12 protein-coding genes are annotated in these 16,234 nt (G+C 64.8%); 8 read left to right on the top strand and 4 right to left on the bottom strand.

The features are described from left to right. Window positions 1-21 precede the first annotated feature (21 nt). Together metK and AB4Z38_RS21735 are read left to right on the top strand one after the other, a co-directional pair. Window positions 22-1,251, top strand: coding sequence for a methionine adenosyltransferase (gene metK, locus AB4Z38_RS21740; RefSeq protein WP_284982275.1), 1,230 nt, complete (start codon window positions 22-24; stop codon window positions 1,249-1,251). Window positions 1,252-1,320: 69 nt separating this feature from the next. Then, on the top strand, window positions 1,321-3,480 hold the full coding sequence (locus AB4Z38_RS21735) for a primosomal protein N' (RefSeq protein ID WP_441431621.1): 2,160 nt from the start codon (window positions 1,321-1,323) through the stop codon (window positions 3,478-3,480). Here the strand turns inward: AB4Z38_RS21735 and AB4Z38_RS21730 are convergent. Genes AB4Z38_RS21730 through AB4Z38_RS21715 form a run of 4 tightly spaced genes read right to left on the bottom strand, consistent with a single transcriptional unit; the run spans window position 3,477 to window position 7,415 of the window. After that, window positions 3,477-4,562, bottom strand: coding sequence for a glycosyltransferase family 4 protein (locus tag AB4Z38_RS21730; protein WP_441431620.1), 1,086 nt, complete (start codon window positions 4,560-4,562; stop codon window positions 3,477-3,479). The genes AB4Z38_RS21735 and AB4Z38_RS21730 overlap by 4 nt on opposite strands. After that, entirely contained in the window at window positions 4,559-5,506 is a 948-nt protein-coding gene (locus AB4Z38_RS21725) for an alpha/beta fold hydrolase (RefSeq protein ID WP_441431619.1), read from the bottom strand. Before AB4Z38_RS21725 ends, AB4Z38_RS21730 begins: the two co-directional genes overlap by 4 nt. Window positions 5,507-5,516: 10 nt before the next feature. Further along, complete coding sequence (locus AB4Z38_RS21720) at window positions 5,517-6,398, bottom strand: aldo/keto reductase (RefSeq protein ID WP_441431618.1); 882 nt, start codon at window positions 6,396-6,398, stop codon at window positions 5,517-5,519. 54 nt (window positions 6,399-6,452) lie between these two features. After that, window positions 6,453-7,415 carry a sugar-binding transcriptional regulator gene (locus AB4Z38_RS21715; protein WP_441431617.1) on the bottom strand — a complete coding sequence of 321 codons (963 nt, stop codon included), beginning with the start codon at window positions 7,413-7,415 and terminating at the stop codon, window positions 6,453-6,455. Between the two features lie 124 nt (window positions 7,416-7,539). On the opposite strand from AB4Z38_RS21715, the gene AB4Z38_RS21710 reads away from it, so the two are divergent. From AB4Z38_RS21710 to AB4Z38_RS21685, 6 genes are all read left to right on the top strand, one after another. Continuing rightward, a complete protein-coding gene (locus AB4Z38_RS21710; protein WP_441431616.1) occupies window positions 7,540-9,363 on the top strand; it encodes a glycerol-3-phosphate dehydrogenase/oxidase in 1,824 nt (607 codons plus the stop codon). Between the two features lie 174 nt (window positions 9,364-9,537). Next, window positions 9,538-10,287: an MIP/aquaporin family protein gene (locus AB4Z38_RS21705; protein WP_184735076.1), complete on the top strand. Its 750-nt coding sequence runs from the start codon at window positions 9,538-9,540 to the stop codon at window positions 10,285-10,287. Window positions 10,288-10,348: 61 nt separating this feature from the next. Next, a complete protein-coding gene (glpK, locus tag AB4Z38_RS21700) occupies window positions 10,349-11,863 on the top strand; it encodes a glycerol kinase GlpK (protein ID WP_441431615.1) in 1,515 nt (504 codons plus the stop codon). A gap of 312 nt (window positions 11,864-12,175) precedes the next feature. After that, window positions 12,176-14,704 (top strand): leucine--tRNA ligase, encoded by a 2,529-nt coding sequence (gene leuS, locus AB4Z38_RS21695; RefSeq protein ID WP_441431641.1) that lies wholly within the window; start codon window positions 12,176-12,178, stop codon window positions 14,702-14,704. 56 nt (window positions 14,705-14,760) lie between these two features. Further along, window positions 14,761-15,810 carry a DegV family protein gene (locus AB4Z38_RS21690; protein WP_441431614.1) on the top strand — a complete coding sequence of 350 codons (1,050 nt, stop codon included), beginning with the start codon at window positions 14,761-14,763 and terminating at the stop codon, window positions 15,808-15,810. Window positions 15,811-15,877: 67 nt separating this feature from the next. Then, on the top strand, window positions 15,878-16,234 hold a 357-nt coding region (locus AB4Z38_RS21685; protein ID WP_441431613.1), incomplete at its 3' end, for a hypothetical protein.

Below are 16,234 nucleotides of genomic sequence, written 5' to 3'. Positions count from 1 at the left end.
CCAACCGAGTAAGGTAGTCGAGTGACTTTACCGCTGCACCATGAATCCCACGGCATCCCGTCCAAGCTCCGGCTCTTCACCTCAGAGTCGGTTACGGAAGGGCACCCGGACAAGATCTGCGACCAGATCAGCGACGCCATCCTCGATGCGCTCCTGGCGGCAGACCCCGAGTCGCGCGTGGCTGTTGAAACCATGGCCACCACCGGCTTGGTGCATGTGGCCGGTGAAGTCACGACGGATGCGTATGTTGAAATCCCGCAGATCGTCCGCGAGACCATCCTCGGAATCGGTTACGACTCGTCGGCCAACGGCTTCGACGGCGCCCGTTGCGGCGTGTCAGTCTCCATCGGACAGCAGTCCAACGACATCGCCGGCGGCGTCTTCAATTCGCTCGAAGCACGCGAAGGCCGCCAGGAGGACGACTACGACCTCCAGGGCGCCGGTGACCAGGGCATCATGTTCGGCTACGCGAGCGACGAGACCCCCTCCTACATGCCGACGCCCATTTGGCTCGCCCACCGGCTCTCCGAGCGTCTCACCGAAGTCCGCAAGAGCGGCGAACTGGCCTACTTGCGCCCTGATGGCAAGACCCAAGTGACGGTCGGATACGACCGCGACCGTCCGGTTTCCGTTGAAACGGTGGTCATTTCCAGCCAGCACGCGGAAGGAACCCACCTCGATCGCTTGCGCGCCGATCTTGCCTCGCACGTGATCGACCCCGTCCTGGCTGTGTCCAACCTGGACATCTCCCACGTCGCGAATATCCTGAACCCCGCCGGCGCCTTCGTCATCGGCGGTCCCGTCGGCGACGCCGGGCTGACAGGCCGCAAGATCATCGTTGACACTTACGGCGGCATGGCCCGCCACGGCGGCGGCGCCTTCTCCGGCAAGGATCCGTCGAAGGTGGACCGTTCGGCGGCTTACGCGATGCGCTGGGTGGCGAAGAACGTCGTAGCCGCAGGTTTGGCCAAGCGGGCCGAAATCCAGATCGCCTACGCGATCGGCCAGGCGCGTCCGGTGGGCACCTACGTGGAAACCTTTGGAACCGAGACTGTTGACCCGGCCAAGATCAGCGAAGCGATCGCGGAGATCTTCGACCTCCGTCCGCGCGCCATCATCGACGCCCTCGACCTCAAGCGCCCCATCTACGCAAAGACCGCTGCGCATGGCCACTTCGGCCGCGAAGAGCCGGATTTCACGTGGGAACGATTGGACCGCGTGGACGAACTGAAGGAATTCTTCAACGCCTGACGGGCTGATTGTCGGTGGTGCCTGCTTGGATAGCCCCAAGGCATCCGGCACTCCAGGGAGGTGACAAGCATGGGCGATGGTTCACTGCTTCCGTTTGCCATGGCGTCGCCTTCGCTTCCCCATCAGCCGTCCTTGTTGCAAGGCTTCCCTTCGCGGGGGAGCGACATCGCCGGGCCACCGCTCGCGGCGAACAATCCGGTGGCACGGGTCTTGATCGAATCATCCTTGCCGCATCTCGACAGGTCTTTCGACTACAGCGTCCCGGCCGAGTTGGACGGGACCGCTCTCGCAGGCGTCCGGGTCAAAGTCCGCTTCAGCGGCCAGGAACTCAACGGCTACGTCCTGGAGCGCATGGAATCGTCGGAAGCCGGACACGCCCTGACTCCGCTTCTCAAGGTGGTCTCAGCCGTCCCGGTGCTGACTCCGGCGTTGCTGGGCCTTGCCTCCAGCGTCGCTGCCCGCTACGCCGGCACGCTGAGCGATGTCCTCCGTACCGCCATTCCGCCCCGTGTCGCGCGCCTGGAGAAGCAGCTCCTGTCCGGCGGTTCCCTCCTGGACGAGCCGGACGAGCCGGACACCCCGGAAGAGCACGGCGAGGCTCCCCAGGGCTCCGCGTCCCAGGGCTCCGCTTCGCAAGCCCAAGCGGCGTGGGCTTCCTACACAAACGGGGCGTCGTACTTGCAACACCTGGCCGGAGGTGGCTCACCCCGTGCCGTCTTGACTGCGACACAGGGTTTTGGAACCGCCGGCTGGCCCGGGCTTGTGGCGTCCGCGGTGGCGGCAGTCCGCTCCTCAGGGCGGGGCGCCGTCATCGTGGTTCCCGACTACCGTGATCTCGACCGCATGGAAGCGGCCCTGCGCGCTGTCCTGCCGGCACGCGACGTCGCGCGGTTGACGGCCGACGACGGCGCGACCCCGCGGTACCGAAGCTACCTTCGGCTCCTCAGCGGCGCCGCAAAGGTGGCAGTCGGCACCCGCTCCGCAGCTTACGCTCCCGTGCAGGACCTGGGACTGGTGGTGTGCTGGGACGACGGCGACGACCTCCACATTGACCAGCGCGCCCCCTACGCCCACACCCGGGAAGTCCTGCTCTTGCGTTCGGAACAGGAATCAGCGGCGTGCCTCATGGCTGCGCATAGCCGGAGCACCGAACTTCAGCGGCTTATTGAGGGCGGCTGGGCCGTCCCGGTGGAAGCCCCCCGGCCGGCGGTCCGCGGCAGTACGCCCCGGGTGCTCAATACAGCTGACAGCTTCGAGCAGGAACGCGATCCCCTGGCAAAGATCGCACGCTTGCCCGGCGCCGCCTGGCGGGCCGCCAAGGAGGGACTGGAACGCGGACCCGTCCTGGTGCAGGTAGCCCGTGCCGGGTACGCCCCATCCCTTGTCTGCGAGGATTGCCGCGAAACCGCCAGGTGCAACAACTGCCAGGGACCCCTCGCAATCGCAGGCCAATCGGCTGTGCCGCAGTGCCGTTGGTGCTCCACTCCCGCCCCGCAATGGCGTTGCCGCCATTGCGGCGGAGGCCGACTTCGCAGGGGGGCCGCCGGAGTGCTGCGGACCGCGGAAGAACTAGGCAGGGCTTTTCCAGGCAAAGCCGTCGTGACGTCCTCGGGGGACCAGGTCAAGGCCACGGTATCCGATGCCCGTGCACTGGTCGTGGCAACCGTGGGTGCTGAGCCAATCGCAAGCGGCGGATACGCGGCGGCGCTGCTCCTGGACGGCAATTCGCTCCTCCGCAGGGAAAACCTGCGTGCAGGTGAGGACACCGTACGGCGATGGTTCAACGCGGCAGCCCTCGTGCGGCCCGCGAATGAAGGCGGGCTCGTTGTCATCACTGCCGACGACACCACCGCGACGGGTGCCCTGTTGCGCTGGGACCCGGCGGGATACGCGTCCCGCGAACTGGCACTACGGCAGGAACTCCAGTTACCGCCCGCAGTACGGATTGCGTCAGTGACGGGCAAGCGGGCCGACGTCGTACACTTCACCGAAAGCCTGGCCGACACCATCCAGCTCCGCACCGCGGGCCCCGCGCCGGTCTCCCTCACTCTGTCGGCGCAGCGTGCAGTTGAACAGGAACGCGATCCGGACGTCCGGACGCTGATATTCATTCCCTACGCACAAGCAGTTGCTGCCACCCGTTCAATGCGGGCCGTCAAAGCCGCCAGCGCGGCGAAGCGCACCTCGGGACCAGTGCAATTGCGGCTCGACGGCGTCGACGTCCTCTAGCGCCGCTTGCGGCTGCGCATCGCAACGATCTCTTCGGCCACGGCCAGCAGTTGGCGGGCCGATTCGTCCCAATTGAAATCAGCCGCGCGTTCCACAGAGCGGCGTGAGCGCGCCTGCCACAATTCCTCATCTTCGAGGGCTTTGACTGCCGCTGCAAATTCGCCCGGCGATTCGGGGTGCACATAGCTCACGGCGTCCCCGCCGACCTCACGGAAGATGGGAGTGTCACTGGCGATCACGGGAGTGCCTAGTGCCATCGCCTCGACCAGGGGCAGCCCATAGCCTTCCGCTTTGGACAGGCTGACGAGGGCGGTGGCCCGGAGCAGGAGGGAATCGTATTCGGCATCCGTGACGCCGTTGTGGAACTCGACCCGCGCTCCCGGCGGGACCAAGGGCTCCAGCTCGGCACGGCGTTGGGGGGTGATCCTGCTGAGCAGGTGCAGCGTGAATCCGGGCAATTCGGCCATTCCCTGGATCATGGTTTCCACATTCTTGTAGGGCATGAACGAGCCCATGTAGAGCAGGGATTTCTCGGCGCCGGTTGCGGGATCGCGCGGCGTCCGGCCCTGCTGTGGCGCGTTGCCCACGATCCGGACCGGGCGGCGGGTCAACTTGAACTTCGCCATGAGCGACTCGGTGGTGTGGCTGATGGTGGCAACGATGTCGGCCCGGTTAAGAAGCAATCGCTGCGGCCAGTAGGCCTTGTGGTAGAGCCGCCAAAGCAACCGAACCGGTGCGGGAAGGAAGCCCGGAGGGGCCGGGTGCTCATAGTAGATGAGGTCGTGCAGGGTCAGGACAAGTCCATACTTGCGGCCCAAAGTGCCCATGGTCTGCATCGGGCAAACCACAACGTCGGCCCCGAGCTTATTGACTTCGCGAGCCACGAACAGTTCGCGGGGGGACAGCGGGCTGCTGATGTGAACGTAGGGGACATCCGGGAGGAGCGCCAACTGACGCTTGTCGCTGATGAGCATCGTGACATCCGCGATCTTGGACGTCGCAGCTATGAGGCTCGATCCGTAGCGGCTGATCCCGTCATGATGGTCCGTGCGGGTGAAGCGGGCATCTATGACGATTTTCACGCGGGGTGTTCCTCCAGGAAGCTGCGGATGGCGGCGGCTGCCGGCGCCGGTGTCTCGTAGTGGATCAAATGTCCGACGTCGGGAATCACTTCCAGCGCGCCGTCCGGCAGCATCTCCAACAGCTTGTGCTGGTCCCGGAGCAGGGCGATCTCGTCTTTCTCGCCAGCCACCAACAACACGGGAAGGTCCAACTGGGCGGCGACCTCGGCCACATGGCTGGACACCGAAGCCCGGAACGACTCCAGGAGGCTCGCGCGGTCGGCGAACGCGGAGAAGTACGCATCGTGCTGGCCATGGACAAAGGCCCGGAGTTCCCTGTCCCGGGTCTTGGCCATCGCGGCGCTCATGACGCGGACAATGAGGCGGCTGCGCAAGACGGCGAGTCCCAGCCGGCGCGGGAGCTTGGCCGAGACCTGGTAGTACAGGACTGCCAGCTTGGTCATGAGCCCTTTGGGGCCCTCAAGCGCGGGAGCGGCGATGGGATTGACCAGTATCAGCGGACGGATGGCGCCCGGGTTCGCGGCGGCGAAGTGGCTGGCGACAATGGATCCGAAGGAGTGCCCCAAGAGAACCGTGTCAGGTCCGAGGCCCAGGGCCGCCATGAAACCGGTGATGAACTTCCCGTAGCGTTCCACGGTGTGGGGGTCTCCGGCGAAAGGCTCCGAGCTGCCAAAACCGGGAAGGTCGGGCATGATGACCCGCATTTCCGGCAGGTGGTCTACGACGCGGAGCAGGCCGTGATGGTCGCCGCGGAAACCGTGGATGACCAGTATGGTCCGGGTGTCCGCGGTCACCTTGACAGGCTCGTAGCACCAATATGCGACGTTACTGCCGTCGAGGTCGATGTCTGAGGCACTCGTCCGGGCGGCCAAGGCCTTGCTGAAGAACTCCCGTGGGGAGGCTGGTACTGGTTCGGGGGAGTGGTTGGTGTCCACTTGTTCCATTCGGCAGGTCCTAATTGACGTTGTCCGGGTGTGACCCGGTGCGGTGATGGCGTTCGAGGGCGGCCAAGCCATCCATGTCGTCGGCATCCAGCTCGAAGCCGAAGACATTGAAGTTCTCCTGGATCCGTGCCGCGGTGCTCGCTTTCGGGATGACGATGTTTCCCAGCTGGAGGTGCCAGCGGATGATGATTTGCGCAGGTGTCTTTCCGTATTTGTCCGCGAGCGCCCGGACTGCCGGATCCTGGAGGACTTGGCCGCGGCCCAAAGGGCTCCACGCCTCGGTGCGGATGCGCAGCTGCTCGTGGAGCGTCCGGAGCCGGGTCTGCTGCAACCATGGGTGCAGTTCAATCTGGTTCACCGCCGGAACCACTTCGGCTCTTTGCATGAGTGCTTCGAGATGGGCCGGCTGGAAGTTGGAGACTCCGATCGCGCGCACCCGGCCTTCGCGGTACAGGGTTTCCATTGCCCGATAGCTTTCCTGGAACAATCCACGCCCTGCGCACGGCCAGTGGATCAGGTACAGGTCGACGTAGTCGAGGCCAAGATTGGCCATGGAGGCATCGAAGGCGCGGAGTGTTGAGTCGTAGCCTTGGTCGTCGTTCCAGAGCTTGGTGGTGACAAAGACGTCTTCGCGGGAGAGGCCGTGAGTGCCCTCCCCGGAGCCTCCCGTGTTGCTGTCCACGCCGGGCGGGGGTATGACCGCACTGCCGATGCCGCGGCCGACCCCGGTCTCATTGCCATACATGGAGGCTGTATCGAAGTGCCTGTAGCCGGCGCCGAGTGCGGTGGCGACCAAAGACGTGGCGTCCGCCGGTGCCACCTTGTAAAGCCCGAACCCCAATTGGTCAATCAAGACACCGTTGTTCAGACTGAGCCTAGGCGAGGGTTTCATAGCCAAGACTCTACCTACCTCGATGCCGGGAATGTTTCAGGGTCCTCCAATTATTCAGGAAGGGCTGCCGAAACTGACCAGGCGCTTCGCCGTGGCCTCGTCCAGGATCAGATCTGTTGCCAGCCCCGCTTCGAGTGCTCCGCGAAGTCCGTTGATCTTGGATGCACCCGAGACGACGCAGATGCGGCGACGGACCTGCCTGAGTTGTTCATGGCTTGGGCCGGTGGACCGCTCGTTGAGTGTGATGCCGTCGGAAGAGCCGTCTGCGCGGAAGAAGACGGTGGCAACATCGCCCACGACGTCCGAGCTGGCCAGCAGGTTCAAGTCTGTTTCGTCGAGGTAGCCGCCTGCGTACACGTGGCTGGGGTAGTCCGAATGCACCGAGCCGACACCGAAGATAGCGATGCTCATCCTGGCTTGGAGGTCGAGCACGCGCTGGACGCTGCGCTCATTCCACATAGCGGTCTTCGTCGAGGCATGGTCGAAGAATGCGGGCACCGGGAACTGTTCCACCCGCGCACCGTAGGCGATACCGAAACGGCGCATGATGTCGCTCGCGTAGGTGATGCCGGTGGTCTGCATGTTGCCGGCGCCGTTGAGCTGCACGATAGTGCTGCCGTGCGTGATCTTGCGCGTCAGGTGCCTGCTGACAGCGCTGATGGTCGCACCCCATGCCACCCCGATGATGGCGTTGGAATCCACCAGGGGACCAATGGTCCGTGCGGCCTGCGTCGCCACCCGGTCAAGGGTTTCCGCCTCGTTCAAGGTGTCCAGCACGGGCACCACGTGCACATCGACGCCGTAGTGGTTGCGGATCATGCGCTCCAGTTCAGGGGCGGTATCCAGTGGACTGCGGATCTGGATCTGGACCAGTCCCGACTCTCGGGCAGAGGACAGCAAGCGGGAGACCGTTGAACGCGATGTCCGAAGTTCGCGGGCAATGGCGTCCATGGTGAGGTCCTGGAGGTAGTACATCTGTGCTGCCCGGAGGGCCTCTGAATGTCGTGATCGTGGCATCTCAATTCCGTTCTGCACGTTTGTGCAAGTAGCTTGATTTCATTTTCCATTCTTTCGAAGAATAGTTGTGCAAGGTGCGACGTCAAGTGATGCAGCGCACACACCAAAGCCCAAGGGAGCAGTTTTGGGATACACCAGCAATTCCGGTTCCGCAGCAGGATCACCACGTCGGACCCCGGCTTCGGCACTTCGCGAACGGCCGCAAGCCCAGGTGCTCATCATCGGAGGCGGCATCAACGGCGTCGGAACCTTCCGCGATTTGGCACTGCAAGGGGTGGACGTCGCCCTCGTGGAACGCGGCGATTACTGCCAGGGCGCCAGCGGAGCCTCATCCCACATGATCCACGGCGGCATCCGCTACCTCGAGAACGGGGAATTCCGCCTCGTTCAGGAATCGGTGGTCGAGCGCAACCGGCTTTTGAAGATCGCCCCCCATTACGTCAAGCCCCTGCAGACAACCATCCCGATCTTCAGCACCTTCTCCGGGATACTTTCGGCTCCCACACGCTTCCTCACGCACAAGCAAGGCAAGCCGAAAGAACGCGGCGCCTTCCTCATCAAGCTCGGACTGAGCATGTACGACTTCTTCTCCCGCGACGGCGGCAGCGTCCCGCGCCATCAGTTCCGTGGCAAGGAGAAGGCCTTGGCTGAGTTGCCGCGATTGCACCCCGGCATCAAATACGCGGCCACCTACTTTGACGCGTCTGTGCACAACCCGGAGCGCCTGACGCTCGATGTGCTGCAGGACGGCGAAAAGGCGGGTATCGGGAGCGGCTTGCCGGGCGGCAGCGCCCGAGCCAGCAACTACGTTTCCCTTCTCTCAACTGACCCCGCCGCCAAATCATCCGGCCCAGCCGGCGCTGTTGTGCTGCGAGATGAACTCACAGGCGAGGAATTCAGCTTCCAGGCGGACGTGATCGTCAACACCACCGGCGCCTGGGTTGACCTCACCAACGCGGCGATGGGTGCCCCGAGCCGCTTCATGGGCGGAACCAAGGGCTCCCACATTGTCCTGGACCACCCGGAATTGCTCGCAGCGTGCGGTGGCCGCGAGATTTTCTTCGAACACACGGACGGGCGGATCGTCCTGATCTACCCGATGGGTGACCGTGTCCTGGTCGGCACCACCGACGTCGAGGCCGACATGGCCCAGGATGCCGTGTGCACCGAAGCCGAGATTGACTACTTCTTCGACCTCGTCGGCCACGTCTTCCCCTCCATCAAGGTCGAGCGCAGCCATATCGTCTACAGCTTCGCGGGCGTCCGGCCGCTTCCGCGCCACGATGACACCCAGCCGGGTTTCGTATCCCGCGACTACCGCATCGAGCGAGGTGAGTGGAAGGTCTCCGGAACTGCGGCCGCCGGTGACTTGACCGCCGGGGGCGGGAAGGCCGCCGTCGTACTTTCATTGATCGGCGGAAAGTGGACCACTTTCCGGGCCCTCGCCGAACACCTGAGCAACGACGTCCTCCGGGAGCTGGGCATGGAGCGGAAGACCTCGACGGCGAAGCTCGCCATCGGAGGCGGCCGGGGCTTCCCGGACAGCGAAGACGGAATCCAGGACTGGGTCAAGAAGCACATGGCTCCCGGTCTCAGTGCCGATCGGGTCAGTGGCCTGCTGACCCGCTACGGCACCCGCGCCGAGGACGTCATTGCCTACCTCAAGGCAGGCGAAGACCGGAAGCTGCGCTCCACGGACGAGCTCAGTGTCCGGGAGCTCGAGTTCATGGCCGTCAACGAACAGGTGGGGCACCTTGTGGATGTCCTCATCCGCCGCACCTCGCTGGCCTTCCGGGGCCTCGTGACCGGGGAGCTCCTGAACGAAATCGCCGAGGTCCTCACCGCGCAGCTCGGCTGGGATGCAACGAGGCATGAAGCCGAAATCCAGCATGCACAGGAGGTGCTTCTGCGTTTTCATGGCGTGACTGTTCACAGCCTCGTCGCATGAACGTAATGTACGTCACATCAGCTTGATTGTTCCGGCCCAGAAGCCCGGACACAAGGGTTGCGGTGTTCCGCTCCATGAGGGAAGACCGCAACCGGGACGGCGCTAACAGACGCCGGCCCAACGGCCCCAACAAAACCTGCAGGGCTGACAACAGAAGAAAATGAGGAGTCAAAGATGTCTCTCGGAATTGTTTTCCTTTCCGAAGTGTTCGGAACCGGCATGCTTACCCTGCTTGGCTGTGGCGTTGTGGCAAACGTCGCTCTCAAGGGCACGAAGGGTAACAACGGCGGGTTCCTGATGGTGAATTTTGGCTGGGGCATCGCAGTATTTGCCGGCGTATACGTAGCGGCTATGTCCGGTGCGCACCTGAATCCGGCCGTGACGCTTGGTCTCTTGGTTGACGGCAAGGCCGAGTTCGCCCCAGGGGTAGCCGTGAGCGCGGCATCCACGTTCACCTACTTCGGTGGAGAACTGACCGGCGCCTTCCTCGGCGCCATCTTCGCGTGGCTCGCCCACAAGCAGCACTTCGACGCCGAGCCGCTGGCAGCCAGCAAACTCGCGGTGTTCTCCACCGGTCCGGCAATCCGCTCATACCCCTGGAACCTTGTCACCGAAATCATCGGCACTTTTGTGCTTGTCTTCGTGATCCTGACCTTCGGCGGCACTCCGTCCGGCCTCGGGCCGCTCGCAGTGGCATTGCTTGTCGTGGGTATCGGCGCGTCCCTCGGCGGGCCCACGGGCTATGCCATCAACCCGGCCCGTGACCTCGGACCGCGCATCGCCCACGCCATTCTGCCGATCAAGGGCAAGGGCTCCAGCGACTGGGCATACTCGTGGGTTCCGGTGGTCGGACCGCTCCTCGGCGGGACCATCGCGGGCCTCGTTGCCCACTCTGTGCCGATCATGGCAACCATCGCCAAGTAGTACTCCGCTCAGACATTTATCCCGAATCCACACCTAAGCAAGCAGACAAGGACGTCAAAAAATGTCGCAATACGTCATCGCCATTGACCAGGGAACCACCAGCTCGCGTGCCATCGTTTTCGACCACTCTGGAAACATTGTCTCCTCCGGCCAGATGGAACACGAGCAGATCTTCCCCCAGGCCGGATGGGTGGAACACAACCCGGTGGAGATCTGGGACAACGTCCGCGAGGTCATTGGCTCGGCGCTCTCCAAAGCGAACCTGACCCGGCACGACATCGCCGCCGTCGGCATCACCAACCAGCGCGAAACCGCCGTTGTATGGGACAAGAACACGGGCGAGCCGATCTACAACGCGATCGTCTGGCAGGACACGCGCACACAGTCCATCGTGGACGAGCTGGCCCAGGACGGCGGCCCCGAGCGCTTCAAGCAAAAGGTCGGCCTGCCCTTGGCCACCTACTTCTCCGGCACCAAGATCAAGTGGATCCTGGACAACGTTGAAGGTGCGCGGGCCAAGGCTGAAGCCGGGGACCTCATCTTCGGCAACACCGACTGCTGGGTCCTGTGGAACCTGACCGGCGGCGTGGACGGAGGCGTGCACGCCACGGACGTCACCAACGCCTCGCGCACCATGTTCATGGACCTCGACACCTTGCAGTGGGACCAGGACATTCTGGACGCGTTCGGCGTGCCGGCGTCGATGATGCCCGCCATCAAATCCTCCTCCGAGGTCTACGGAACGGTGCACACCTCGCAGCTGCTGCGCGAGGTGCCCGTCGCAGGCATCCTGGGCGACCAGCAGGCGGCAACCTTCGGCCAGGCGGCGTTCCAGGCCGGCGAAGCCAAGAACACCTACGGCACCGGTTGCTTCCTGATCTTCAACACCGGCGAAGAAATCGTCCACTCGAAGAACGGCCTGCTGACCACGCTCGGCTACAAGCTGGGCGACGCCAAACCGCACTACGCGCTGGAAGGCTCCATCGCCGTCACGGGTTCACTGATCCAGTGGCTGCGCGACAACCTTGGCTTGATCAGCTCCGCTCCTGAGGTGGAGACTCTCGCGGCCGGCGTCGAGGACAACGGCGGCGTCTACATTGTGCCCGCGTTCTCCGGCCTGTTCGCCCCGTACTGGCGCGCCGACGCCCGCGGCGCCATCGTTGGCCTGACCCGTTTTGCCAACAAGGGCCACATCGCCCGCGCGGCCCTGGAGGCCACCGCCTTCCAGACCCGCGAAGTGCTCGACGCCGTCAACGCGGACTCGGGCGTTCCGCTGACCGAGTTGAAGGTCGACGGCGGCATGGTCGCCAATGAGGCGCTCATGCAGTTCCAGGCCGACATCCTGGGCGTGCCCGTGGTCCGTCCGAAGGTCGTGGAAACCACGGCCCTGGGTGCCGCCTACGCGGCCGGTCTCGCCGTCGGCTTCTGGAAGGACCTCGGCGAACTCAGCTCAAACTGGGGCGAGGACAAGCGCTGGGAGCCACAGCTTCCGGCCGAAGAGCAGGAGCGCCAGATGCGCCTGTGGAAGAAGGCAGTGACCAAGTCCATGGATTGGGTGGACGAGGACGTTAAGTAGGTTCAACGCTTGAGAGAGGTTCCGGGGACTCCCGCCCGCCCGCTTCGCGGTGCCCACCACACCATGGCGGGGAGTCCCCGGAACCTCAATCGGCACTGCACGGCGCCTTGAAACCACGCCATGGGCTTGGTGCGGTAAGGTGGCTTTATGCGTGCGATCCTTCTGCTTAGCTAGCCGCCCGGTATACGTCGATCTAGAGCATCGCGAACCGAGCGGCCGCCCCTCCTTGCCGAGGGGCTTTTGTGTGTCCGGGACCTTCCGGGGCCCGGAGCAGGAGGCAAAACCGTCATGGAAGAACAGAAGAGGGCAGCAGTGAGCGTTCAGCCGGAGACAGAAACCGGAGCACAGTCAACAGTGGCAGGCGAGACGCCCGAGGAGGGTGTCTACAGCTTCGCCTCGATGGAGGCCAAGTGGCCGCAGGTCTGGGAAGACCTCAAAGTCTTCACCCCTGTTGACGACGGCTCCCGCGAGCGGCGCTATGTCCTGGACATGTTCCCCTACCCTTCAGGCGACCTTCACATGGGCCATGCCGAGGCCTTCGCGATGGGCGACGTCGTGGCGCGGTACCTCCGCCAGAAGGGTTTCGACGTCCTGCACCCCATCGGCTGGGACTCCTTCGGCCTGCCGGCAGAGAATGCCGCCATCAAGCGCAACGCCCACCCCAGCGAGTGGACGTACGCCAATATCGATACGCAGGCCGCATCGTTCAAGCGTTACGCGATCTCTGCCGATTGGTCCCGCCGGCTACACACTTCGGACCCGGAGTACTACCGCTGGACGCAGTGGCTGTTCAAGCGCTTCTACGAGCGAGGGCTGGCCTACCGCAAGGATTCCCCGGTCAACTGGTGCCCGAAGGACCTGACCGTCCTGGCCAACGAACAGGTAGTCAACGGCGCGTGCGAACGCTGCGGGACCCCCGTCACTAAGAAGTCCCTGAACCAGTGGTACTTCAAGATCACCGACTACGCCGACCGTTTGCTGAACGACATGTCCGAGCTCCAGGGGCACTGGCCCGAGCGTGTGCTGGCAATGCAGCGCAACTGGATCGGCCGCTCCGAGGGCGCACACGTCCGTTTCGCGATCGAAGCCACGGATGGCCGCGCCGAGCTCGAAGTGACTGTCTTCACCACCCGCCCGGACACACTGTACGGGGCAACGTTCTTCGTCGTCGCCGCGGACGCGCACCTGGCGCTGGACCTGGTCACGCCCGAACAGCATGACGCCCTCATGGCCTACCGCGAAAAGGTCAAGGCCCTGTCGGACATCGAGCGCCAGTCCACTGAGCGCGAGAAGACCGGCGTGTTCACCGGCCGCTACGCCGTCAACCCGCTCAACGGTGAAAAACTGCCCGTGTGGGCAGCCGACTACGTGCTCGCCGACTACGGCACGGGCGCCATCATGGCAGTGCCCGCGCACGACCAGCGCGACCTCGACTTCGCCCGCGCCTTTGACCTGCCGGTGCGTCCGGTCCTGAACACCGGGGGAGAAGACCCGGCGGAAACCGGTATCGCGACTGCTGGCGAGGGCACCCTGATGAACTCCGGCGAACTGGATGGTTTGTCCAAGGCCGAGGCGATCCCCGCTGCCATCGACATCCTGGAGAAGTTGGGCACGGGAGAGAAGTTCGTGAACTTCCGCCTACGCGACTGGCTCCTGAGCCGCCAGCGCTTCTGGGGTACCCCGATCCCCATCATCCACTGCGCCGAATGCGGCGAGGTGCCGGTGCCGGACGATCAATTGCCTGTCCGGCTGCCAGAAAACCTGCGCGGCGAGGCGCTGTCTCCTAGGGGCACGTCCCCTCTCGCCGCGGCACTGGAATGGGTCAACGTCGAGTGCCCCAACTGCGGACGCGCTGCCCAGCGCGACACGGACACCATGGACACGTTCGTTGACTCGTCCTGGTACTTCCTGCGCTTCGTTTCCCCGCATTACACCGAGGGACCGTTCGATCCGGCCAAGATCAACGACTGGATGCCGGTCGGCCAGTACGTGGGCGGCGTCGAGCACGCCATCCTGCACTTGCTCTACGCCCGCTTCTTTACCAAGGTCATCCACGACATGGGCCTGCTCGCCGCAGACGAGCCCTTCAGCGCGCTGCTCAACCAGGGGCAGGTCCTCAACGGCGGCAAGGCCATGAGCAAGTCCCTCGGCAACGGCGTTGACCTTGGCGAGCAACTGGACAAGTTCGGCGTCGACGCCGTCCGCTTGACCATGGTCTTCGCCTCCCCGCCCGAGGACGACGTCGACTGGGCGGATGTCTCGCCGTCAGGCTCCGCAAAGTTCCTTGCCCGCGCCTGGCGCCTTGGCCAGGACGTCGCAAGCGAGCCCGGCGTCGATGTCTCAACCGGTGACCGCGCGCTGCGCACCGTGACCCACAGGACCATCGCCGACGCCGCTGAGCTGTTGGACAACAACAAGTTCAACGTCGTGGTGGCCAAGTTGATGGAGCTGGTCAACGCGACCCGCAAAACCATCGATTCCGGTGCCGGGGGCGCAGACCCCGCCGTCCGTGAAGCCGTCGAAGCCGTCGCAATCATCCTGAGCCTCTTCGCGCCATACACGGCCGAGGACCTGTGGAACCAGCTGGGCCACCCGGCCTCCGTGGCGAACGCCGGCTGGCCCTCCCACGATGCCTCGCTTCTTGTCCAGGACACCGTGACGGCCGTCGTGCAGGTACAGGGCAAGGTCCGTGACCGCTTGGACGTCTCGCCGGACATCGGTGAGGACGCCCTGCGCGAACTTGCCCTGGCCAGCGAAAACGTGCAGCGGGCACTCGATGGCCGCAGCATCCGTACGGTGATCGTGCGCGCGCCTAAACTGGTCAACATCGTCCCGGCATAGCCGGGAAACGGCCGCCGGCGCTTGCCGGCGGCCGCCACCAGCTCCAGGAGGCTCCCTTGACGGACCGCGAACCACCCGCTTGGTTGTGGCTCAAGGAACGTTTGGCCCGCCTGCGCCAGTCCACGACGCCGGGCCGCGCCGGAACTGAGCCGGCAGCTGTCGCGGTGCGTACCGCCGTCGTCACCGACTCGGCAGCCGCGCTCCCCGCCGAATGGGTCAAGGCGTTCGTTGCCGACGGCCGCCTCGCCGTTGTGCCGATGCCCGTCCTGGTGGGCGAGGAGATCTACGGCGAAGGAGAGGACGACATCACCCAGACGCTCTCGCTGGCTTTGGCGGCGGGATCGTCCGTGAAGACCTCCAGACCGTCACCCGGCCAGTTCGAACAGGCCTATCTCGCCGCCCAGGACCGCGGTTTCGAAGCCGTCGTCTCCATCCACATTTCCGCAGGGCTGTCCGGCACCGCTGACGCTGCAAGGCTGGCTGCGCAACGCGTCTCGATCCCCGTCGAAGTCATTGACTCCCGCACCGTGGGAATGGCGCAAGGCATGGGTGTCCAAAGCGCGCTGGTTGCCGGCGCAGACGGCCGTTCGGCAGCCGAAGTCCGCCGCTTTGCCGAGGAGCGATTAGGCCGCACCAAGGTCTACTTCTACGTGCCGAGCCTTGAGCAGCTCCGGCGCGGCGGCCGAATCGGCACTGCTGCGTCTTGGCTCGGCACAATGCTGTCCATCAAGCCGATCCTCGCGGTCGACGACGGCAAGATCGTACCGCTTGAGAAGGTGCGTTCGGCCGCCAAAGCCGTTGCCCGGCTTGAAGAAATCGTTGCTGCCGACGTCAATTCCCGGCCACTAGGGCAATCGCGGCTCGCCGTTCATCACTTTGGAAACCTGGCAGAGGCAGAGCGGCTCGCGGCCCGTCTTGGAGAGAAGTGCCCCGGTTGCCCCCCTGCCCAGATCAGCGCCCTGCCGGCCGTTCTGGCGGCCCACGCCGGGCTCGGCGTTTTGGCCGTCGTTGTCGGGGAAAGCAGTACCCCTGGCGCCACGACGCTCCTGCGTGACAGTGCGGATGCCACAGCGAATCAGGCGAGCACGAGGCGGAGCCACCCGTAGCCGCGGGCGTGGACACCCGCCCTGGGCGACGGCCTTAAATGTCGTAGCCTCCTGGCAGAGTGTTTCCATGGAAGCGATCGGATACTTCGATACCCGGCAGGACCTTGGGCCCCGCGGGTATTTCGGAGTGTCCAGCAGTGCCCGTGGTCCGCGCTTGGCCGCGGTCCCGGGCGTGACCCCGGGCGGGCCGGCGTTGGTGGATCCGCATGATCGGGGCGTCAGTCAGGCCGCTTTGGACGGGGCCGTGGCGGCGCTGAGGTCGCTGGCGGACGAGGCTGCCGGCGACGTCGGAGGGCTGGGTTTCCAGGTGGCTGTCGCGTTCGCGTCCGGGGTGGAGGAACTCTCCCGCACCCTGGATTATCTCCAGCTGCTCGCCGCTGCAGGGCTGGACGCGGCCCGGAACGATGAACCCGCCGCCCGGCGG

The sequence above is a fragment of the Arthrobacter sp. 2RAF6 genome, assembly GCF_052115205.1.
Lineage (GTDB): Bacteria > Actinomycetota > Actinomycetes > Actinomycetales > Micrococcaceae > Arthrobacter.
This window is presented reverse-complemented; position numbering and strand designations above follow the sequence as displayed.

Coding starts and splice junctions, on each gene's coding strand:
- AB4Z38_RS21735 (WP_441431621.1), top strand. CDS start 1,321: ATGGGCGATGGTTCACTGCTTCCGTTTGCCATGGCGTCGCCTTCGCTT.
- AB4Z38_RS21725 (WP_441431619.1), bottom strand. CDS start 5,506: ATGGAACAAGTGGACACCAACCACTCCCCCGAACCAGTACCAGCCTCC.
- AB4Z38_RS21720 (WP_441431618.1), bottom strand. CDS start 6,398: ATGAAACCCTCGCCTAGGCTCAGTCTGAACAACGGTGTCTTGATTGAC.
- AB4Z38_RS21715 (WP_441431617.1), bottom strand. CDS start 7,415: ATGCCACGATCACGACATTCAGAGGCCCTCCGGGCAGCACAGATGTAC.
- AB4Z38_RS21705 (WP_184735076.1), top strand. CDS start 9,538: ATGTCTCTCGGAATTGTTTTCCTTTCCGAAGTGTTCGGAACCGGCATG.
- glpK (WP_441431615.1), top strand. CDS start 10,349: ATGTCGCAATACGTCATCGCCATTGACCAGGGAACCACCAGCTCGCGT.